Source organism: uncultured Dietzia sp. (assembly GCF_937873725.1).
Taxonomy (GTDB): domain Bacteria; phylum Actinomycetota; class Actinomycetes; order Mycobacteriales; family Mycobacteriaceae; genus Dietzia.
In genome coordinates, this window is sequence record NZ_CALMYY010000067.1 from 21,025 (window position 1) to 40,689 (window position 19,665).

Genomic DNA, 19,665 nt, shown 5'->3' on the forward strand with positions numbered 1-19,665 from the left:
TAGCCAACCAATGACAGAACTGAGACACTATCGTTATGCGAAATCGGCTGCTCCTCTCCGCCGGCGCGCTCGCGCTGGTGGCCTCGTCGTGCGCACAGCCGGACCCGCAGATCCTCTCCGACGCTCCGCGGTCCGCCACTGCCACCGAACTGACGACGTCGACCGAGTCGCGAGATCGTGAACCCCAGCAGGGCCGGTTCATCGCCCGGTGCGCCACGGAGGCCGATGGCGGGACGCCGGGGATGACCTTCTTCACCGACGGCACCCAGAACGTCACCGATCACTGCCTCAGCCGCTACTACATCGGCGTCCAGCCCGCGCCCGGCGCGCTCTACGTGGCGGACGAGGACGCCGGGGCCTACGCCCCGACCCGCGGCACCGAGGACACGTCCGGGACCTCCGCCGCCCAGTGGACCCCCGCCCAGCCGCGCACGGACGCGGGCCCCCGCGACCCGCTGCTCGACGGGCCCGACGGCCGCGAACCCGGCACCGGCACCGGCGAGGTCCGCGAACCCGGCACCGGCGAGCCGACCCCGGAGTCCCCCGACACCCCGGCGTCCCCGACCGAGGGGGCGCCCACCACCTCGCCCTCGGCGACCCCACCGGGCGAGACCGGCCCCGCCACCCCCGGCCAGACCGGCCCCACCACCCCCGGCCAGCCGGGTCCGACGTCACCGGGCGGGACCGACCCGTCCACGACGGGGTCGACCGAGCAGACTCCGACCGCCGTCCCGAACGTCACGGTCCCGACCGTCACGGTCCCGACCGTCACCGAGGCCCCGGGGGCCCGGCCGGCCCCGACCCCCTCGTCGCTCGGGTCCGTCGACCCGCTCGGGTCGGGAGCACAGGCCCCGGCCCGCTCACAGGGGTTCGCCCCCCTGCCGTGGTTCGTCGGCCCGATCGCCCGGGCCGACTAGACCGCCGGGGCGGCCGGACGCCTCAGGCCTCGCCCATCCGACGGTGCAGGTCCTCGCGCTTCTCGCGCCGCCCGGCGTCCACCGCCGCGATGTCGGAGTTGATCTCCGCGCGCATCCGGGTGAACAGGACCATGGAGAGCGGCAGCGCGATCACCACCGCGATGATCGCGGCGACGATCACCGGGACCTCCACGCCGGCGAGCAACCCGATGCCGATGATGAGCAGGGTCAGTCCCAGGACCAGGAGCAGTCGCAGAATCGTGTAGAAGGCCATGTTCCGGGCCAGCCGGCCGCCCGGCCTGGGGCCGGCCGGGGCCTGCGTGGGGATCGTTGACTCGTCGTGCTCGCTCATGACCCCAAGGATACGTATCGTGGTGGGAAGGAGGTTCGAGTGATCTGGCTGTTCGCACTCATCGGGGCGGTGACCGTGGGGATCCTGCTGTGGCGGGCCTTCGGCCCCGGGTCACGCCCGGCTCCGCCGCGGGTGATCGCGCCCGACGACGACCCCGACTTCCTCCGCGACCTCGACCGGAGGAAGCCGCTGGATCCGTAGCCGCCCGGGGCGGTGTGCCCGCGTCGGCGGGCGCGTCGGCGCCGTCAGGTGCGTGCGAGGAGCCGGACGATCGAGTCCACCGCGGCGCTGATCCGGGCGCCGGTCCGGTCGAACACCTCGGGGTCCCGGCCGATGGGATCCTCCACGTCCAGCGACGGGTCCTCGGGATCGATGCCCAGCCGGGCCCTCGGCAGCCCCGCCAGGGTCAGCGACGCGTCGGCGTCGGCCAGTCGCGCCGCCTCGAGCAGCGTGTAGGTCCTCTTCCACAACAGCGGCGCGAGTTCCTGCACGGCGTCGCGGTGGGCGCGGGTGGCGGTGAGGACCAGGTCGTGGCCGGCGAGCAGCCGCGGCGTGAGGAGCCGGGACGCGAAGCCGTCGGCGCTGCCGCCGTAGCCCTCGAGCACCCGCAGGGTCTCGCGGTGAATCCGCACCCCGTTGGCGGCCCGGGTCCCGGCGGAGTCCACCGTCACCTCGATCCCGGCCTCGGCCGCGCGCGCCGCGAGCAACCGTTCCGCCAGCGGCGAGCGACACATGTTGCCGGTACAGACCGTCATCACCGCGAGCGCCATCCCGCCGATCCTAGTGTGCGGCGATCCCGGCGGGCCCGCCGCTCACTTACCCTGCCACTGCGGGGCGCGCTTCTCGAGAAACGCCGTCATCCCCTCCTGCGCGTCGCAGGTCACCGCGTTGGTGGCCATGGTCTCGGCCATCTCGCGGTAGGCCGCGTCCTGCGGGAGGTCGATCTGCCGGTAGAAGGCCTGCTTACCGATCTCCAGGGTGAGGGGGCTGGCGTCGGCGATCCGGGCGGCCAGCTCGTCCACGCGCGCGCGGAGCCGGTCCGCGGGCACGGCCTCGTTGACCAGCCCCCACTCCACGGCGGTGGCCGCGTCGATCGTCTCGCCGGTCAGCAGCATCTGCAGCGCTCGCTTGCGGCCGATGGAGCGCGAGACGGCGACCATCGGGGTGGAACAGAAGAGGCCGATCTTGACCCCCGGGGTGCCGAAGCGCGCGGAGTCGACGGCCACCGCGAGGTCGCAGGTCGCGACGAGTTGGCAGCCGGCCGCGATCGCGTGGCCCTGGACCTCGGCGATCACCGGCTGGCGGATGGCCTGGATGGATTCCATGAGGTCGACGCAGGTGTCGAACACCTCGCGCTCCTGCTCGAGGGTGCGGTCGATCATCTCGCCGATCTCGTGGCCGGCGGACAACGCCGGCCCGGAGCCGGTGAGCACCACGACGCCGCACGTCGGGTCCCGGCCGAGGTCGCGGATCGCGGCGGTGGCCTCGCGCATCATCTCCAGGGACAGCGGGTTGCGCCGGTCGGGCCGGTCGAGGGTCACTCGGGCGGTCGGACCGCTGCGGTCGACGAGGACGTACGGGGTGCTCACTGGGGGCCTCCGGGGTGACGAGGGGATCGCTCCCCCGGTTCTACCCCGCCGGCCGGGGCGGCGGAGGCGGTGCGCCGGGGAATGCCCCCGGGTCACCGCCTCCGCCCGGCGCCCCGGGACCGCGGCCCCGGGGCGGGCGACCTACGTGGTGGACGTGCCGTGCTGGCCGCCGCACCACTGCTCGGCGGGCACGCTCGCCTTGACCTCGGCGACGTGCTGGCCGCAGCCGTCCCAGGTGATCTTGCCGCAGACGGGGCAGGTGACGGGGTAACACATCGTGGCCTCCTTCGAGAGGGTGTCGGCACGGCCGGGCGCCGTCCGATACCCCCTAGGGTATATCACGCCGGGGCCGGGCGCCACTCCTCGTCGACGCGGGCGGTGGCCTCGCGGAGGCGCTCCACGTGCGCGGCGCAGTCCTCCCAGCGCGGGAGCCGACCCGCGGCCGCCACGTCGAGCAGGCTCGGCGCGTCGCGGTCCTTCTCGCTCATGACGGTGGTGATCGCGGTGCCGTCGAGCGCCACCGACGGCCAGTCGATCGCGATGTGGGGGTCCAGGGCGTCCACCACGTGCTCGGCGCCCGGCCTCCAGCCCTCGGAACACAGGTACATCACCGTGGACTGCGGCTCGAGCGCGAGGAACCCGTGCGCGAGGCCCTCCGGGATGTAGATCGCCCGCTGCTCGCGCGAGTCGAGGATCACCCCGGACCACTCGCCGAAGGTCGGCGATCCGAGGCGGACGTCCACCACCACGTCGAACACCGTGCCGGACGGGCACATCACGTACTTGGCCTGGCCGGGCGGGACGTCCGCGAAGTGCAGGCCCCGCAGCACGCCCTCCCCCGACACCGACACGTTGACCTGCGCCAGGTCGAAGCGGTGTCCGGTCATGCGGCGGAAGGCGGGATCGGTGAACGCCTCGTGGAACACCCCCCGGTCGTCGGCGATCTGCCGGGGCGTGATCTCCCACGCCCCCGTCACGCTGAGTTCGCGCATGTGCATCCGGTCCCACCTTCCCGTCGACGGACTCCGCCCACCCTAACGGTGCCTCAGCCCCGCATCGCCTCGACGATCTGCGCCGCGGACCATTCCCCGATCAGCAGGCACCCCATGGCCGAGTCGTGCATGTCCGCGTCCTCGTGCCACCCGGTGACGACAAACTGGAAGACGTAGGTCGCCTCGTCGTCGCTCCACCCCACGATCAGGCTCGAGGTGGCCATCTCACCGGGCTCGGCGGTGTAGGTGCCGCGGATGAAGCGGTAGCTGCTGCGGACGGCGCCGGCGCTCTCGTCGCCCTCCCCCGCCACCTCCTCGACGAGGGTCCAGCCGTCCAGCGCCTCGGCGGTGGCGACGATCATGGCCACCGCGGTGTCGGTGTCCATCGCGGGCGCGATGCGGGCGCAGGTGGCGATGGCGTTGGGCGAGAACCCGTCGCGGTGCGCGCCCGGGTCCACGTAGATCACCGCGGACGGCTCGGGGGACTCGATCCGCTCCCAGGGCGGGCTGTCCACCCAGGTGAGCGGCTGCGCGGCGACGGCCATCGGCGGGCTCGCCTCGAGCGCGCGGCCGGTCGAGGCGCAGAACTCCTGGATCGAGGTCACGTCAGCCGTCCAGCCCGGCGCCGACGATGTGGGCCCCGCCGTCCACGACGAGGGTCTGGCCGGTGATCCAGTGCGCGTCGTCGGAGAGCAGGAACGCCACGGGCCCGGCGATGTCGTCCGGCACCCCCAGCCGACCGGCGGGCAGCCTCGCCGACATCGCCTCCTCGCGCCCGGAGTACAGCGCCTCGGCGAAGCGGGTCTTGACCACCCCGGGCGCGACCGCGTTGACCCGCACGGCGGGCCCGATCTCCGCGGCCAGCTCCTGGGTCAGGCGCATGACCAGCGCCTTGGTGGCGCCGTACCAGCCGATGCCGGGCGATGGCGCGAGGCCCGCGATCGAGGCGATGTTCACCACGGCGCCGCCGCGCTCGCCGAGGCCCGAGTGGTAGACCCGCTGCGTCCAGGCCAGGGTGCCGAGCGCGTTGACCTCGGTGATCTTGCGGGCCGCCGCCAGGTCCACGTCGATCGTCCGGCCGTACACCGGGTTGATGCCCGTGTTGTTGACCAGCAGGTCGACGGGCCCGAAGGCGTCCTCGGCGCGGGCCACCACCTCGCGCTGGTGCTCGGGGTCGTCGGCCCGGCCCGCCACCGCGAGCACCCGGTCCGGCGACGCGAGCTCGGCCACGGCCCCGTCCAGGCCCTCCTGCCCGCGCGCGGTGATCACCACCGACGCCCCCTCCGCCAGCAGCCGGCGCGCGATGCCCAGGCCGATCCCGCGGCTGGCGCCGGTGACGATCGCGGTGCGGCCGGCGAAGCGGTCCGGGACGACGGGTCCGGTGCGGGGGGCGGGAAGGGGGGTGTGGGTCACTGCCGTCTCCTGGGTGCGTGGGGGAAGTCGTGGCGTGCAGAGTCCCAGCCTAGAGGCCCTGGCCGGTCCCGCGTTCACCGGATTTTCTCAGCCGGTGCGCACGGGTCACTGTGCACATCGCGGCCGCCGCGTTAAAGTTCTCGACAGAAACCATCCGGCGCCGCGCGCGGCACGAGCAGTCCGAGGCGGGTCCGATGTCCTCACTCACCCCCCACGGTGCGGACTCCTCGACGTGCTCGATCCTCGACGTCCCGGGCCCCCGTTGGTTCCACCCCGGCGACCCGATCTGGCGCGTCCACGGCGACGCCGCCACGCCGATCGGCATCACCACCGGGCTGTTGATGCTGGTGGCCAACCCGGCGTTCGCCGCCGTCCTCAGCGCCTGCGGGGTGGAGGACTCGCCCTGGACCGTCGACGACTACCTGCACGACCTCGTGGAGATCAGCACGTTCGGGACGGTCGACGACGCGATGGTGACCATCGAGCACGCGTACCGGGACCGCCGCTCGCTCTCCGGGACCACCGAGCAGGGCGAGTACTTCTACGGTCTGGACCCGGAGCTCCTGGAGTGGGCGCACGCCGCCGTCACCTGGGCCCTGCTCGCCGCGTACCAGCGCTTCGGCGCCGAGCCGCTCAGCCCCGCCGAATCCGACCACTACGTGCGGCAGTGCGCGGCGATCGCCCACCTCCACGGGGCCCGCACCTCCCCCACCACCGTCCGCGAGCTCGAGCAGTTGCTGCGCAGCGCCCGCGGTCGGGCCCGGGCGACCGCGGCCGGTCGCACCGCCGCCGCGACCCTCCGCTCCTCGGCGCGCCCCTGCCCCGGCGTGGTCGACACGTCCGTCACCGCCCACCGGCAGTGCGTGACCGTGGTGGACGCCGCCGCCGGCCTGGTCCCGTCCGACGTGCGCCGGGCGCTGGCCCTGCCCCACCGGCCCATGGACCGGACCGCGGTCTTCGGCCGGATCACCAGGGCCCACGAGGGGCTGGGCAGGCCGATGCTCACCACCCGCGCCCCCATCGCCGCGCCGTCCGCGTTGCGCGCGCGCCCGCGCTGACCTCACCAGTGGCGGTTGAGGCCGCCCTTGACCCACCCGGCGGCCTCCCACACCAGGTGCACCGGCAGCATCGCGCCGTCCACCCGCCGGATCGGCGTCATCCTCACGTCCAGCCCCGTGGCGTTGCGCATCCACCGGCCGGCGCGGAGCGTGTGGGGGCGGTTGGTCACCACCAGGATGCGCTCCCACCCGCGGGCCCGGGCGATCGCCGCCACCGTCCGCGCCTCGCCCCAGGTGGTCCGCGGCTCCGGGGAGAAGCACACCACCTCGGCGTGGGCGGGGCGGGCGATGCCCGTGCACAGTCGGCGGGCGACCAACTCGGAGTTCCCGCCGGGGTTGCTCACCAGCAGCGTGTCCGCGTACCCGGCCTCGACCAGGTCGCGGGCGTGGAGGTGACGACCGTCGTCGGCGCCGGCGAGCATCACCACCGCGTCGGCGCGGACCGGGGGGTCGGCGCGGGGCCGGAGCAGGAACACCCCCCACGCGGTGAGGACGAGCGCGGCGACCGTCACGGCGGCGGCCCCGACGATCGCCGCGCGCCGCGGACGGGACCGTCGGCCGGCGCGGGCCGCGGGTGCGGGCGGGGTCACCGGAGGGGCGACGACGACGAGGCCGCGCCCACCACCCCGGGTGCCGAGGCCAGCGCCGCCCGCAGGCTCTCCCCCCAGTCCGGCAGGGGCGCCAGGCCGGCGTCCTCCCAGGACCGCCCGGACAGCACCGAGAACGCCGGCCGCGGGGCGGGCCGGGGGAAGTCGGCGGTGGTGCAGGGCGTCACCCGGTCCGGGTCGGCGCCGAGGTGGGCGAAGGTCCGGCGGGCGACCTCGCACCACGTCGCCCGGCCCGACCCGGCCGCGTGGAGCACGAGCCCGCGGGTGTCCACCGCTCCGTCGGCCTCCAGCGCGACCATCTCGAGGATCGCCGCGGCCAGCGTGGGCGCGTGCGTGGGCGAGCCCCACTGGTCGTCCACCACGGAGACGGTGTCCCTCTGGCCCTCCAGCCTCGCCATGGTGTCCACGAAGTCCGAGCCCGACAGTCCCTGGCCCCGGCGCCCCGGCCCGGTGTACACCCACGCCGTGCGGATCACGGTGGCCTCGGGGTGCGCCGCCAGCACCGCGAGTTCGCCGGCGAGCTTGGTCCGCCCGTACGCGGTCGCGGGGCCGGTCGGGTCGTCGGGCTCGACCCCCGGCGCCGTGGCCGGGTCACCGCCGCCGGGGACCTCGCCGGAGAAGACGTAGTCGGTGCTGAGGTGGATCAGGCGGATCCCCCGGTCTCGGCAGGCCAGGCCGAGTGACCCGGCACCCGCCGCGTTGACCGCCCGGGCGGCGGCCTCGTCGGATTCCGCGCCGTCGACGTCCGTGTACGCCGCCGCGTTGATCACGACCCGCGGCCGGTGGCGGTCCAGCGCCGCCGCGATCGAGCCGGGGTCCGTGAGGTCGAGCTCGCGCCGCCCGAGGGCCACGACGCGGGCCCCGGCGCGGGCCCCGGCGCGGGCCCCGGCGGACCTCGCGAGGTGATGCCCGAGCTGACCGCCCCCGCCGGTGGCGAGGATCGCGTCCGGATGGCCGACGCTCACCGGCGCCGGCCCCCCTCGCGGCGGAGTACGTCGAGGAGGTACTGCCCGTACCCCGATTTCCTCAGGCCCCGAGCGCGGTCGGCCAGCTCGTCGTCGTCGAGGTATCCCATCCGCCACGCCACCTCCTCCGGGCAGCCGATCTTCAGGCCCTGCCGGTCCTCGATGGTCCGGATGAAGTTGCCCGCGTCCAGCAGCGAGTCGTGGGTCCCGGTGTCCAGCCAGGCGGTGCCCCGGGGCAGCACCTCCACCTGCAGGCGACCCGCCTCGAGGTAGTGGCGGTTGACGTCGGTGATCTCGTACTCACCGCGCGGGGACTTCTCCAGGTTCCGCGCCACGTCCACCACGTCGGCGCTATAGAAGTAGAGGCCGGGGACGGCGAAGTCCGAGGACGGGTTCTCCGGCTTCTCCTCGAGGCTGATCGCGCGGCCGTCGGCGTCGAAGTCGATCACCCCGTACGCGCTCGGGTCGGCCACCCGGTAGGCGAACACCGCGCCGCCGTCGAGGTCCGCGAACCGCCGGAGCTGGTTGCCGAGCCCGGGGCCGTAGAAGATGTTGTCTCCCAGGATCAGCGCCACCGGCTCGTCACCGATGTGGTCCGCACCCAGCACGAACGCCTGGGCGAGCCCCTCCGGCCGATCCTGCTCGACGTAGCTCAGCGTGATCCCGAAGTTCGAGCCGTCGCCCAGCAGCCGGCGGAACTGCGGGCCGTCCTCCGGCGTGGTGATCACCAGGATGTCGGTGATGCCGGCGAGCATGAGCGAGGTCAGCGGGTAGTAGATCATCGGTTTGTCGTACACCGGCACGAGCTGCTTGCTGGTGGCCAGCGTGAGCGGACGCAGCCGCGTACCGCTGCCGCCGGCCAACACGATCCCCTTCACAGCACCCTCTCCGTCTGCGCATATCTCGCCTCGACGCGGGCCTTGACCGGCTCCCACCAGTCGGGGTGGTGACGATACCAGTCGATCGTCTGCCGCAGACCCTCCCTCAGGTCGGTGTACCGCGGCTCCCAGCCCAGCTCCTCGCGGGTGCGGCTCGCGTCGATCGCGTAGCGCAGGTCGTGGCCCGGACGGTCGGTGACGTGGTCGAAGCCGGGGTCGTCGCCGCCGTCACCGGCCCCCATGAGCTCGCAGATCATCTGCATGACCTGCAGGTTCGACCGCTCGCCGTCGGCGCCGACGAGGTAGGTCCGGCCGAGCTCGCCGCGCTCGAGGATCGGCAGGACGGCCGCGTTGTGGTCGTGGACGTGGATCCAGTCCCGCACGTTGGCCCCACTTCCGTAGAGGCGGGGGCGCCGGCCGGTGAGCAGGTTGGTGATCTGCCGCGGGATGAACTTCTCCACGTGCTGGTACGGCCCGTAGTTGTTGGAGCAGTTGCTGATCGTGGCGCGGAGCCCGAAGCTGCGGACCCACGCCCGGACCAGCATGTCGGAGCCGGCCTTGGTGGCCGAGTACGGGCTCGACGGGTTGTAGGCGGTCTCCGGGGTGAACTTGGCCGGGTCGTCCAGCTCGAGGTCGCCGTAGACCTCGTCGGTCGAGACGTGATGGAGCCGCACGTCGTGGCGGCGGCACGCCTCGAGGATCGCGTAAGTGCCCACGATGTTGGAGTGCACGAACGGCCACGGGGCGGCCAACGAGTTGTCGTTGTGGCTCTCCGCGGCGAAGTGCACCACGGCGTCGCGGGGCCCGGTGAGACCGGCGACCAGTCCGTCGGTGACCGCCTGGTCGGCGCAGTCCGCCTCCACCACCTCGACCCGGTCCGCGGGCAGGTCGGCCAGGCTCGCGCTGTTGGCGGCGTAGGTCATGGAATCCAGCACGGTGAGGTGGGCGTCCGGGTGATCCCGGACCACGGTGCGGACGAAGTTGGCACCGATGAACCCGGCTCCACCGGTGACGACGAGGCGCATGCCCGCCACCCTACCGCCGCGACCGGCCCGTCTCGGGGGTGTCCTCGACCGGCGGCTCGAGCCGCAGCGCCCGGTACCGGTCCAGCATCTCCTCCCGCTTCCGGTCCCGCCGCACGCTCGCGGCCGTGTCCCGCGGGGTGAGCACGAGGGTCTCCTCGGCCGGGAGCCCGTCCCGGATCTGCCGTACGCGCAGCACCTCCGCGTCCAACCGGACCCCGTAGACCACCGCGATGTTGACCGACCACAGCCACAGCAGGAAGATGATCGCCCCGGCGAGCGAGCCGTACACCTCGTTGAAGTTCCCGAAGTGGGTGACGAAGAGGTTCAGCCCGTAGGTGGCCACGCCGATGACGGCCAACGCCACGCCCGCGCCCAGGGAGAGCCAGCTGAACTTCCGCGTGGCGACGTTGGGCGCGAACCGGTAGAGGATCGCCAGGGCGAGGACCGCGGACACGATCGCGGCCGGCCACTTGGCCGTCTCCCACACCGCCAGCGCGGTGGCCCCCAGCCCGATCCAGCCGCCCACCCGCTCGGCGACGGGGCCGGTGAACACCAGCGCCAGGCACCCGATCACCGTGAGCGCGACGAGCGCCGACGTGAGCAGGAACCCGGCCGGCCACAGCCGCCACAAAGGCCGCCCCTCCTCGACCCCGTACACCGCGTTCATCGTCCGTCCCAGCGCCCGCACGTAGCGCGACGCCGTCCACAGCGCCGCGACGGTGCCCACGACGAGCGCGGTGCCGGCGGCCGGGGTGGTGACCAGCGCCGTCACCGGGCCGCGGATCGTGTCGAGCGCCTCCGCCGGCACGACGTCGGCGAACGTCTCCATGACCGCGTCGACCGTTCTGGTCCCCTGGCCCAGGATCCCGAGCATGGAGATGGCCGCCAGCAGCGCGGGGAAGAGCGAGAGCACGCCGTAGAAGGTGAGCGAGCCCGCGAGGTCGGGACCCCGCTCGCGCAGGAACTCCCCGACCGACCGGACCAGGACCAGGCGGACGGTGTACAGCCGTCGCCGAACGGCCGTCACGAGGCCACCGGGGGTGTTGTCATGGGGAGATTATGGACTGCGGGCGCCGGGGCCTCAGCGTCGGTCGCGGGCCTGTTCCGCCTGGGCCTCCCGGCGGTCGGCCGAGGCTTGTTGGGGCGGCCTCCGCCGTTCTGCTCCGCCTTTGTCGGTGGGGGTGGTGCGCGGGGGCGGGTGTTGGAGGGCCGCCTCGGCGGGCAGACCCGCCTGCAACTCGCGCGCCCGCTCGATCTCCGCGTCCACCTCGGCGCCGAACAGCAGGGCGTTGTTGGTGATCCACAGCCAGAGCAGGAACACGATCACGCCGGCCAGCGAGCCGTACGTGGCGTTGTAGCTGCTGAAGTTGGAGACGTAGAACACGAACCCCACGGTGGCGACCGCCCACACGAGCAGCGCCACGATCGCCCCGACGGAGATCCACCGGAACCGGGGCTGCTTGACGTTGGGCGAGAAGCCGTAGAGCACGGCCAGGATCACCACCACGACGAGGGCCAGCACCGGCCACTTGGCGATGCCCCACACGGTCACCGCCGTCGCGCCGAGGCCCACGAGGTCGCCCACCCACGCGGCGACTGGCCCGCTGACGACCAGCATGAGCCCGGCCACACAGACCAGCAGCAGCAGGATCGCGGTGAGCAGCAGCGTGGCGGGCTTGAGCTTCCAGAAGGGCCGCCCCTCCTCGACCTCGTAGATCCGGTTCATCGCCCGGCCGAACGCGCCCACGTACCCGGACGCCGACCACAGCGCGCCCGCCAGACCGGTGACCAGCGCGATCCCCGCGGCAGGGGTGTTGACCAGCGCGTCGATGGGACCGCGCAACGCGGCCAGCGTCTCCTCGGGGGCAGCGCCCTCGAGGAGATCCATCACGGCGTCGACGGTGGCCTGCCCCTGGCCGAACACGCCGAGCAGGGACACCACCGCCAGCAACGCCGGGAACAGCGAGAGCACCGCGAAATACGTCAGCGACGCGGCGAGGTCCGTGCACTGGTCCTTGGAGAACTCCCCCGCCGCGCGCGTCAGGCCGATCTTCCACGCCCCCGGCGTCAACGAGGTGGGCGACTCCGGCTTCCCGGCGTCCGGATCGGTGCCGGGATCGGGCTTGTCGCTGATGTCGCGGTCATCGGCCACACGGTCGGTGCTCATGTCCGCCGAGCCTGCCACCTGCGGGCCCCCCGCGCATCCGCGGCGTGCAAGCCTCCGCCGCCGCGGGCGAGTCGGTGCGGCGCTCGGCGCGTTCTCCGCCGGGCTGCTCTCGTTGTACTTCCACCATCCGGCGATGACCGAGTCCAGCAGGACCGGGCCTTCATCGCGTCAGTCGCAGCATGCCCCCGAATATCTTCTCAACCGCCGGAATCCAGGGATCGGATTCGTCGCTGAGTTCAGTGAGTCCCGCTGTGACGGCATCCGCCGGACCAGACAATCGGACCATCACCTCGCGCGAACCGTCGGACCGGATCACGGCCTGGAGCGTGGTGGTGATTCCCGGCCCCACCTTCTTCTCGAAAAGACGTGTCAACGCCTGGGCGGGATCACTCGCGCACACCTGGACTATCTCTAGAGAACCGGGCAGGACCTCTCCCGCGAGGGCACCTTCAATTTCGCTCCTCAGCCGGCCCGGAATCGAGCACTGTCGCGAGGTGACGAATACCGCGGTCGCGCGGTCGAACGTGCTGGCATAGCTCACCGCGACCAGGTGGTCACCTCCGGCCTCGGTCCAGAGACTGTGCAGATCCGGCCGTTCGACCCGGAAAGGAGCATTCGACAGCAGATCCTGCGTCTGGTGTTCGTCGGCCTGCGCCTTGATTCCCACCCGCTCCACCAATGTCGGATCGATCGCGTCGATCGTCCTGGTGGCGAGCCGGTCGACAGCCGGGTCGCCGACCTGCCCGCCCCGAATCCGCTCCATCGCCGCCGCGATCACTTCGGGACGGCGAGCGGCGAACGGGCTCTCGAGCAACTTGTTGACCAGCTCGATCTCACGGTCGCTGTGATCCCGAAACGGTCCGGCGAATGCCGAGGGCGGTAGCCCAGCCAGCTCGGCCTTGTCGAGGATCGACTGGATCTCTCTCAGTTCCACCGCCGCCTGCACTCGGGTCGCTTCCAACCTCACCCGTTCCGAGGCCTCGATCTGGGCGAACTCGACGCTCGCCTGCAGGTCTGCGCGATGGCGCTCGTGCGCCGCGGCGATTTCGTCGGAGTCCCGCACGTCGACGACGCTTATCCTGTCGATCAACGACTGCGGCCAAACGACACTCGTCACTCGCGCACCCTCGACCGCGAACATGGGATCCGCGAAACCCGGTCCGGAGCGGGGAAAGAGGAAATCTTCGATCCCCTGCCGATAGACGGACTCGGGCGCCGCGTCGGCCAGCTTCCCCCTCACGTACGCATTCACGTTCTTCTGCAGGGTCTGGAGGAGGGACGACGAGAACGAGTCCCCGCGGGACCCCAGCAGATCGAGCACCTCCTTCTCCCTATCTGCGGGATCCAACGCCACGGTCAATTCCAGTGAGAGCTCCGGGATGAAGAGATCTGGCCCGATCGCGATGCCGCTCAGATCCCACGCGAGTGGGAACAAGGACGTGTCCAGCGGTGCGACCGTCACGGAACCCCACCTGAACTGGTTCCACCACCCCGCCCTGGAGCCGGACTTGTACAACTGGACGCCTCGCCCGTTCTTGAACAGGACCAGCCACTGACCCGGTACCGGTGCGGTCGACCGGTCAACTTCGACTGCGGCCCCCAGTAGTTGCTTCATACTCCACACCCTCCCCGGGATGTCGTGACACAGCTGATAGAGCACTAATACTGCAATGAGGGATGGCATCCACGAGCGATCGGACCCGTGGCGCGACATGCACCTCGCGGCTCATTGACGTCGCGGTTATCAAGTTAACGGTAGTGCAGCACACGGTCGGGCGATTCGATTAGCATTTCCCTATCCAAATCCGGATCGACACGGTGTGCAAGGCGGAGATGCAAGGTGGAACCGATGGCACTCAACGAGCTGAGTGATCGAATTGTCGGCGGGCTGCAGGCGACGGCGATCGGAGCAGCACTCGGGGTGACGGTGGGGACTGCCCCGATCCCGGAAGCCGGTCGCGACGTGGTCCAAGATGGAACCCCCGTCGCGTCGATGATCGATTTCGCAGCGGACTCCCGCGACGGCGCCGAGGCATTGGCGCAGGCCATCGCGGACGGCGAACTGGACGACCCTGTCTCCGAGGTCGACTACGGGGATCACGGGGACCCGCCGGACGATGCCGACGCATCCGACCTGGACGATTTCATCGGCGAGGTCGATACGTGGGACGACGGGGAGAGCGACCTCGACGATCTTGAATACGGCGGGGAACTCGACGATTCCTGCGCCGATGTCGATACCGACGACTACTGACGGGCCGGCACACCCACATGACTTTGAGGGACCTACCCGAACTGATCCCGGTGGCCCGCGGGCGATGGGCGTGGACCGTCGACGTGCCGATCCTGCCGGACAGCATCGGCGACGAAGTCGTCTACGGTCTCGACACGGTGGACCGTGCTTACACCAACCTGGCGGAGGCCGTCGCACATTCGTCGCCCCCCGGGTCGGCAGTCCAGTTCAGGCTGCACTCGGAGAGCGGGAGCCTGACACGGCCCACGTCCATCAACGCGGCCGTGATGGGTGCGGCCTCGTCGAAGACCGACGCCGAGCACTTGGCGATGCTCGTACTGGCCAATCTCCCCACCGAACTACACGTGAACCCGTGCGACCAGGCAGGATCCGCGAAGCTGGTGACGTATCTGGACGCCACCGCCGAACTGTCGATGGTCGAGGTACGTCGACGCCTGGAAGAAGCCGACCCGTTGAGGCTCATCACGGACCCCTCAGCCCCGCATCTTCCCTTTGTGTTGAGGTGGTCTCCCGAACGATTCGCGCTCCGCAAGTCCGTCGAATTGCTCTCACGCCAGTCCGGCCGTGCAGTGATCTGCCTCCACATGCAGGCGTCGACCCCATCCGAATCCCTTCTGGACACGCTCACCGACACCGTCCAGATATTGCGTGAGGACCCCGCGCGGAGACTCGATGACCTGAGTACCCAGATCCTGTCGGAAGCAATACGAGACATCCGCGATCTTCCGCGCGCGGCCCTGCACGTCCGGGTCGCCTACGGGGGCCACGAACCGCCGCTCCCGGGGCTACTGGAATCCATCGGCATGGACCTCACCGGGCCCGGAGGTTTCGAGCTCATCGCCTCCACTCCCGATGAGACGATGGATGCCAGGGAGCTTTTCAGTTCAGCGACCTCCATCCCGTGGGGTATTTCGGGGATGGATCGCGGAATGCGCGAAATGATCCACCTGACCCCGGCGGACCTGGCGGGGCGGGTCGTCCGGTTCCCCCAGCCGCCTGTAGGGGGACTGCCCGCGATGGCCAGCGAGCCACTCAGCACGCTTCCCCGATCACCTCAGAGACGCGCGTTCGAGAGAAATGGGGCGCCCTCACCCGTGTGCACGATCGGGCGGAGTTCCAGCGGCGGCTCCGTGGACCTGACACTGTCCGAACTCAACCGGCACGTACTGGTCGCGGGGCTGCCCGGCTTCGGCAAGACCCAGACTATCCACACCATCTTGGCGTCCCTCTGGCGCGACCACCGGATCCCGTTTCTTGTCCTCGATCCCGCGAAGAGCGACTACGGCGACCTGGCCGACTTGCTCGCCGATTCAGGCGCACGCCGCGTCGTACTGGGGCCGGAAACACCGGCGTTCAACCCGTTCGTCGTCCCCGTCGGGTGCACCATCGAAGCGCACGCGGCACGCGTCACCGGCGCGTTCGACACAGCGCTCCGGCTCTCTGAGTCGTGGCCATTCGGATACATCATGTTGACGCGGGGAATCTATCGGGCCTACGAACTCGCCACCCGCGACGGGACTTCGCCCACGCTCAAGGACTTGTACCGTTCGATCGGGGACATCGTCCGCACCGCGAGATACGACGACAAGGTCAGGTCGCAGGTCACGGGATCCCTGCTGGGGCGCCTCGAGACGCTGGTACGCGGGCCGCTCGGTGCTGGATTCCTCGCCGGCCCGGACTCCGGCCTCGACTGGGAGGACCTGCTCTCCCGCCCCACCATCATCGAGTTCCGCAAGTTCGCGGGGACCACGGAACGTTCCCTGGTATTCGGCCTGCTGATCGCAGGGCTCGCCTCTTACAGGGAGGGACACCCACCACCGGGGAGCCTGTCGCACGTCACGGTTCTGGAGGAAGCTCACCGAGTCCTCGCCGACCGCGACGGGGTGCAGTCCGAGGGTATTCGCCTGTTGGCCGAGGCCGTCGCCGAGCTTCGCGGGAGCGGCGAGGGCTTCATAATCTGCGACCAGGCACCGTCGACTCTGGATCCGGTGGTCCGGAAAGTGACAGGAAGTTTGATCTGTCACCGGATTGTTGATCGCGACGAACGTGACCTAATCGGGAACTCACTTCTCCTCAGCGCCCGCCAGAACGAGGACCTCGCTCGCCTCGACATCGGCGAAGCCGTCGTGTACGGGGCGCAGCGTGCAGCCCCCACGGTCGCGCTCATCGAGCGCGCGGTCCACACCGGGTCCCAGAAGTGCGACGTGTCCGATTCGCTGGTCCTCCCCGACACCGTTCCACTGCCCTGTATCGGCTGTCCGTCGATGTGCACGGCTAAGAGCGCCGGGGACGCTGCGGTCGGGTCTGCTCCACGACCCCTTGACAACAACAGCCTGGTGGCACTGATCGATGGCCACCTTCGCCGGTATGAAGCCGGCGAGATCTCGGGCGCGGAAGCCTGGTGCGGCGCATCGCACCTTCTCACGTTGGCCCCCGATGCGGGGAAGCCGATCGTTTTCCTGGCGACGCTCAGCGATCTCCAGACCAACCTGTCCCGGATTCAAGCACGGCGTGTGGCCGCGAGAAGAAAGGGTGCTGACGCCCATGTCCGACAATGACCTCTTCGACGGGTTCTTCTCCGATTCTCCTCGCGAGTTGGAAGGGGCTGGGGGTACCAACCTTCCCGCAGTTCCACCTACCCCGCTCACCCCGGACCCTGTCGAGCCCACATTCTCCGAACGACTGTCCCGACACCCTTCGCCACCCGTTTCATCGCGGTCGACCGACGCTACCGCGTCGGACGATCCCCGGAAGCCGGAAGGCTCCCCGGCGGTGAAGCTCTCCGCCTCGTCCGGGACCTCCAGCCGGCTCCGGCTCGCCGACGCCGACGCCGGAGCCGACGCCCCGACGCTGGCCGTTACGGAGCGGACGGCGACGCACACTCCCGCGACCGCCCTCACACGCGCGACCTACGCGATGACGGGACTCGCCGTTCTGCTCGTACCCACCGTGGCCGGGTACATCCGGTTCTGGTTGCCGGAACTGCGTGGGATCCCCGGACTGGACGCCGCTCTGGAGCAACTGGCACCTGCAATGGGCCGGGAGCTGGCCCGGTTTGGCGCGGTGACCGATTGGCAGAATTCCCATTCGTCGTGGCTGGCCTCGATCGCACTTCTGTGCGCGCTGGTGACCTTTGGAGTACTCACGCACCACAATCCGGCGATACGTCGATTCGCCTTGTTCGCAGCTGCACCCGCCGCGTTGTTCAGCCTCCTGGCTGCACTTGCCGGACTCGTCACCGGAGCCCTGAGCTCGGGTCTAATCGGAATGCTGCTCCTGGTCCTGTCGGTGGCGTTGCAGGGATTGCTCACGTATCGCTGCCTTGAGGCGGAACCCGACTCCGGGAACGTCAAGTTCCCGGTTCGACCGCCGGATCTCTTCGTCGCAGCGACAGTCACCCTACTTCCCGCCTTCGCCCTGGGACGCGCCATGGGCGGACGAGACGTCTGGGAAGTGGCGTCGCGGCTCTCCGACGACGGCTTCGAATACCTCTGGTCGCTGATGGCGTGGTCGACGCTGAGTCAATTGGTGCTCGGCATCGGGACACTCGGCGTAGCCGTACTGGTGACGCGACTGATCTGGCCTGGTGAATCCCAGCCCAAGAAGGTCCCCAGCGTGGTGGCGGCAGTGATCGCTATCGGGATCCTGTTCGCGTTCATCGCTCCGTGGACGGAGCGTCAGAGCCAGGACGCCGCCGTCTCCCTTTCCTCCGTGGCAAGGGAGAGCCCGGTTTCCGAGCAGTGCGCGAGATGGTCGGACAACTCGACCAAGACCTCGATCGCGATCGCCGGTCCGGAGTGCAGAGAGGTCCGGACATATGCCGGACATGTCCGGACCTCGACGCGCGCGCTTGGCTTCAGCGCGACGACCCCATCGGGGGAATGGCTCACCACGACAGGCCACTGGGTCGACCAGGGGACAGTGACGGGGGCATATGACGACGTCTTGGTGGTCGCTGGAGCACGGGTCCCCTACTTCCACTCCCCGACCGTCATGACGGGGATCGACTTCAACACGGGCGAGGAAAAGTGGACCTATCGTTGCGGGGAATGGTCACCGTTCCTTCTGACCCTGTCAGGAAGCGCCGGAGGAGACGACCCCGATGAAGCCCGGGTCACCGTGCCCGAGGCCGGGAAGTCCCTCATCGTCGACTGCGGGGGGACCATCCGATTCCTCGACCCGATCACCGGCAAGCCACGTTGACGAGGTGAAGTCGAGATCCCGGATCCCGCCGTCGGTGTAGACCACCTCATCCCTCCGCGATCGCCCCCAGGATCCGCTCGGCGAGGTCGGCGCGGCACACCACCAGGTCCGGCAGGTAGGTGTCGGCGACGTTGTACTCCAGCGGCGAGCCGTCGACCCGCAGCGCGACCACGCCCCGGGCCAGCGCCACCCCGGCGGGCGCGGCCGAGTCCCACTGGTACTGCCCGCCGGCGTGGATGTAGGCGTCGGCCTCGCCGCGTACGACCGCGGCCGCCTTCGCGCCGGCCGAACCCAACGGGACCAGGTCACCGCCCACCGCCCGGGCGACCGCCTCCGCGAACGCCGGGGGGCGGGTCGCGGAGAGGACGATCCTCGGGCGCGAGCCCGTGCGCGGCGGGAGGAGGCCTCCCCCGTCCACCGAGCCGTTGCCGACGGGAGCGGCGTAGACCTCGTCGTCGTCGGTCCCCAACACCACCCCGAGCGCCGGCAGCGACACCGCGGCGGCGGTGAGCCGCGACCGCGCCGGGTCCCCGGACCGCTCCCACAGCGCCACGTGCACGGCCCAGTCCGGGCGGTCGCCCAGCCCGTACTCGCGCGTGCCGTCGACGGGGTCGATGATCCACACGCGGTCGGCCCCGACGCGCGCGGGATCGTCCCGGGACTCCTCGGAGAGCACGGCATCGCCGGGCCGCTCGGCGGCCAGGCGGTCCAGGATCAGCGTGTTGGCCCGGCGGTCGCCCAGGTCGCCCAGCGCGCGGCGGGTGGGGCCGGAGGTGCGGAGGTCCACCAGGAGGCGGCCGGCGTCGACCGCCAGATCGACGGCGAGTTGCTGGTCCGGGGAACGCGTGGGGTCTGCCATGACCCCCACCCTAGGAGGCCCGGGGCGCACGCGAGCGGGGACCGCCTATCGATGGCGGCGCAGGCCTCGCAGGCGGCCGCGCCCGTGTTCCCGGACCACCCGCGCCGGCTCGTCCGGACAGCGGTGGGCGTCGGCGGCGACACGGGCTGCCCCGCGCGACGGGAGGAGGCCGCTCAGGGCGCCGCAGCGACGACATCCCCACCGGGCCCCTTCCTCGGCCTCCTCGACAAAGCACGATCGCTCGCCAACCTCGTTCATAGCCCTCCCCGACCAGTCGCGCCGTCCCAGACCCTGCACAGAGACGGCAATGATGTCACAGAACTCTCATCCTGTTCACGGCACGCCCCGCATCGGCAGACAGATCGGTCCAGGGGGTCCTCGGGAG

21 protein-coding genes are annotated in these 19,665 nt (G+C 70.9%); 6 read left to right on the top strand and 15 right to left on the bottom strand.

The genetic code is table 11. The features are described 5' to 3' along the window. Nucleotides 1-35 precede the first annotated feature (35 nt). Nucleotides 36-917: a hypothetical protein gene (locus Q0444_RS06455; RefSeq protein WP_299022266.1), complete on the top strand. Its 882-nt coding sequence runs from the start codon at nucleotides 36-38 to the stop codon at nucleotides 915-917. 22 nt (nucleotides 918-939) lie between these two features. Here Q0444_RS06455 and Q0444_RS06460 read toward each other — a convergent pair whose 3' ends face one another. Then, nucleotides 940-1,269, bottom strand: a complete 330-nt coding sequence (locus Q0444_RS06460; protein ID WP_291080362.1) for a DUF4229 domain-containing protein — start codon at nucleotides 1,267-1,269, stop codon at nucleotides 940-942. A 39-nt stretch (nucleotides 1,270-1,308) separates the two neighbouring features. Here Q0444_RS06460 and Q0444_RS06465 point away from each other — a divergent pair, with 39 nt between their 5' ends. Next, nucleotides 1,309-1,470 carry a hypothetical protein gene (locus tag Q0444_RS06465; protein ID WP_291080361.1) on the top strand — a complete coding sequence of 54 codons (162 nt, stop codon included), beginning with the start codon at nucleotides 1,309-1,311 and terminating at the stop codon, nucleotides 1,468-1,470. A 44-nt stretch (nucleotides 1,471-1,514) separates the two neighbouring features. Here the strand turns inward: Q0444_RS06465 and Q0444_RS06470 are convergent, their stop codons facing one another. The 6 genes from Q0444_RS06470 to Q0444_RS06495 form a co-directional block, all read right to left on the bottom strand. Next, complete coding sequence (locus Q0444_RS06470; RefSeq protein ID WP_291080359.1) at nucleotides 1,515-2,039, bottom strand: protein-tyrosine-phosphatase; 525 nt, start codon at nucleotides 2,037-2,039, stop codon at nucleotides 1,515-1,517. Nucleotides 2,040-2,081: 42 nt separating this feature from the next. Continuing rightward, complete coding sequence (locus Q0444_RS06475) at nucleotides 2,082-2,858, bottom strand: enoyl-CoA hydratase (RefSeq protein ID WP_299022272.1); 777 nt, start codon at nucleotides 2,856-2,858, stop codon at nucleotides 2,082-2,084. 141 nt (nucleotides 2,859-2,999) lie between these two features. Next, nucleotides 3,000-3,134, bottom strand: coding sequence for a hypothetical protein (locus Q0444_RS06480; RefSeq protein ID WP_291080355.1), 135 nt, complete (start codon nucleotides 3,132-3,134; stop codon nucleotides 3,000-3,002). A gap of 62 nt (nucleotides 3,135-3,196) precedes the next feature. Then, entirely contained in the window at nucleotides 3,197-3,856 is a 660-nt protein-coding gene (gene rfbC, locus Q0444_RS06485) for a dTDP-4-dehydrorhamnose 3,5-epimerase (protein ID WP_291080353.1), read from the bottom strand. Between the two features lie 47 nt (nucleotides 3,857-3,903). Then, nucleotides 3,904-4,455 carry an LpqN/LpqT family lipoprotein gene (locus Q0444_RS06490; RefSeq protein ID WP_291080351.1) on the bottom strand — a complete coding sequence of 184 codons (552 nt, stop codon included), beginning with the start codon at nucleotides 4,453-4,455 and terminating at the stop codon, nucleotides 3,904-3,906. Between the two features lies 1 nt (nucleotide 4,456). After that, nucleotides 4,457-5,263: an SDR family oxidoreductase gene (locus tag Q0444_RS06495; protein WP_291080349.1), complete on the bottom strand. Its 807-nt coding sequence runs from the start codon at nucleotides 5,261-5,263 to the stop codon at nucleotides 4,457-4,459. 194 nt (nucleotides 5,264-5,457) lie between these two features. Here Q0444_RS06495 and Q0444_RS06500 point away from each other — a divergent pair, with 194 nt between their 5' ends. After that, complete coding sequence (locus Q0444_RS06500) at nucleotides 5,458-6,321, top strand: oxygenase MpaB family protein (RefSeq protein WP_291080347.1); 864 nt, start codon at nucleotides 5,458-5,460, stop codon at nucleotides 6,319-6,321. Nucleotides 6,322-6,323: 2 nt separating this feature from the next. On the opposite strand, the gene Q0444_RS06505 is transcribed toward Q0444_RS06500, so the two are convergent. From Q0444_RS06505 to Q0444_RS06535, 7 genes are all read right to left on the bottom strand, one after another. Continuing rightward, nucleotides 6,324-6,911 carry a YdcF family protein gene (locus Q0444_RS06505; RefSeq protein ID WP_291080345.1) on the bottom strand — a complete coding sequence of 196 codons (588 nt, stop codon included), beginning with the start codon at nucleotides 6,909-6,911 and terminating at the stop codon, nucleotides 6,324-6,326. Continuing rightward, on the bottom strand, nucleotides 6,908-7,894 hold the full coding sequence (rfbD, locus tag Q0444_RS06510; RefSeq protein ID WP_299022284.1) for a dTDP-4-dehydrorhamnose reductase: 987 nt from the start codon (nucleotides 7,892-7,894) through the stop codon (nucleotides 6,908-6,910). The genes Q0444_RS06505 and rfbD overlap by 4 nt, the downstream gene beginning before the upstream one ends. Continuing rightward, complete coding sequence (gene rfbA / locus Q0444_RS06515) at nucleotides 7,891-8,772, bottom strand: glucose-1-phosphate thymidylyltransferase RfbA (RefSeq protein WP_291080342.1); 882 nt, start codon at nucleotides 8,770-8,772, stop codon at nucleotides 7,891-7,893. The genes rfbD and rfbA overlap by 4 nt, the downstream gene beginning before the upstream one ends. Continuing rightward, nucleotides 8,769-9,797, bottom strand: coding sequence for a dTDP-glucose 4,6-dehydratase (gene rfbB / locus Q0444_RS06520; RefSeq protein ID WP_299022287.1), 1,029 nt, complete (start codon nucleotides 9,795-9,797; stop codon nucleotides 8,769-8,771). Before rfbB ends, rfbA begins: the two co-directional genes overlap by 4 nt. Nucleotides 9,798-9,807: 10 nt before the next feature. Beyond that, on the bottom strand, nucleotides 9,808-10,824 hold the full coding sequence (locus tag Q0444_RS06525; RefSeq protein ID WP_291080338.1) for a YihY/virulence factor BrkB family protein: 1,017 nt from the start codon (nucleotides 10,822-10,824) through the stop codon (nucleotides 9,808-9,810). Nucleotides 10,825-10,878: 54 nt separating this feature from the next. After that, complete coding sequence (locus Q0444_RS06530; RefSeq protein WP_299022291.1) at nucleotides 10,879-11,964, bottom strand: YihY/virulence factor BrkB family protein; 1,086 nt, start codon at nucleotides 11,962-11,964, stop codon at nucleotides 10,879-10,881. A gap of 160 nt (nucleotides 11,965-12,124) precedes the next feature. Further along, nucleotides 12,125-13,426 carry a hypothetical protein gene (locus tag Q0444_RS06535; RefSeq protein WP_291080334.1) on the bottom strand — a complete coding sequence of 434 codons (1,302 nt, stop codon included), beginning with the start codon at nucleotides 13,424-13,426 and terminating at the stop codon, nucleotides 12,125-12,127. 387 nt (nucleotides 13,427-13,813) lie between these two features. Here Q0444_RS06535 and Q0444_RS06540 point away from each other — a divergent pair, with 387 nt between their 5' ends. From Q0444_RS06540 to Q0444_RS06550, 3 genes are all read left to right on the top strand, one after another. Further along, on the top strand, nucleotides 13,814-14,218 hold the full coding sequence (locus tag Q0444_RS06540; protein ID WP_291080332.1) for a hypothetical protein: 405 nt from the start codon (nucleotides 13,814-13,816) through the stop codon (nucleotides 14,216-14,218). A gap of 83 nt (nucleotides 14,219-14,301) precedes the next feature. Beyond that, entirely contained in the window at nucleotides 14,302-16,776 is a 2,475-nt protein-coding gene (locus tag Q0444_RS06545; protein WP_299022296.1) for an ATP-binding protein, read from the top strand. A 214-nt stretch (nucleotides 16,777-16,990) separates the two neighbouring features. After that, a complete protein-coding gene (locus Q0444_RS06550) occupies nucleotides 16,991-18,421 on the top strand; it encodes a hypothetical protein (protein WP_291080327.1) in 1,431 nt (476 codons plus the stop codon). A 46-nt stretch (nucleotides 18,422-18,467) separates the two neighbouring features. Here Q0444_RS06550 and Q0444_RS06555 read toward each other — a convergent pair whose 3' ends face one another. Continuing rightward, complete coding sequence (locus Q0444_RS06555) at nucleotides 18,468-19,280, bottom strand: 3'(2'),5'-bisphosphate nucleotidase CysQ (protein ID WP_291080325.1); 813 nt, start codon at nucleotides 19,278-19,280, stop codon at nucleotides 18,468-18,470. Between the last annotated feature and the right edge of the window lie 385 nt (nucleotides 19,281-19,665).

Bases quoted from the DNA above. Each gene is read 5' to 3' on its own strand.
- Q0444_RS06540 (WP_291080332.1), top strand. From the start codon at position 13,814: ATGGCACTCAACGAGCTGAGTGATCGAATTGTCGGCGGGCTGCAGGCG.
- Q0444_RS06555 (WP_291080325.1), bottom strand. From the start codon at position 19,280: ATGGCAGACCCCACGCGTTCCCCGGACCAGCAACTCGCCGTCGATCTG.
- rfbB (WP_299022287.1), bottom strand. From the start codon at position 9,797: ATGCGCCTCGTCGTCACCGGTGGAGCCGGGTTCATCGGTGCCAACTTC.
- Q0444_RS06460 (WP_291080362.1), bottom strand. From the start codon at position 1,269: ATGAGCGAGCACGACGAGTCAACGATCCCCACGCAGGCCCCGGCCGGC.
- Q0444_RS06480 (WP_291080355.1), bottom strand. From the start codon at position 3,134: ATGTGTTACCCCGTCACCTGCCCCGTCTGCGGCAAGATCACCTGGGAC.
- rfbC (WP_291080353.1), bottom strand. From the start codon at position 3,856: ATGCACATGCGCGAACTCAGCGTGACGGGGGCGTGGGAGATCACGCCC.
- Q0444_RS06500 (WP_291080347.1), top strand. From the start codon at position 5,458: ATGTCCTCACTCACCCCCCACGGTGCGGACTCCTCGACGTGCTCGATC.
- Q0444_RS06455 (WP_299022266.1), top strand. From the start codon at position 36: ATGCGAAATCGGCTGCTCCTCTCCGCCGGCGCGCTCGCGCTGGTGGCC.
- Q0444_RS06470 (WP_291080359.1), bottom strand. From the start codon at position 2,039: ATGGCGCTCGCGGTGATGACGGTCTGTACCGGCAACATGTGTCGCTCG.
- Q0444_RS06530 (WP_299022291.1), bottom strand. From the start codon at position 11,964: ATGAGCACCGACCGTGTGGCCGATGACCGCGACATCAGCGACAAGCCC.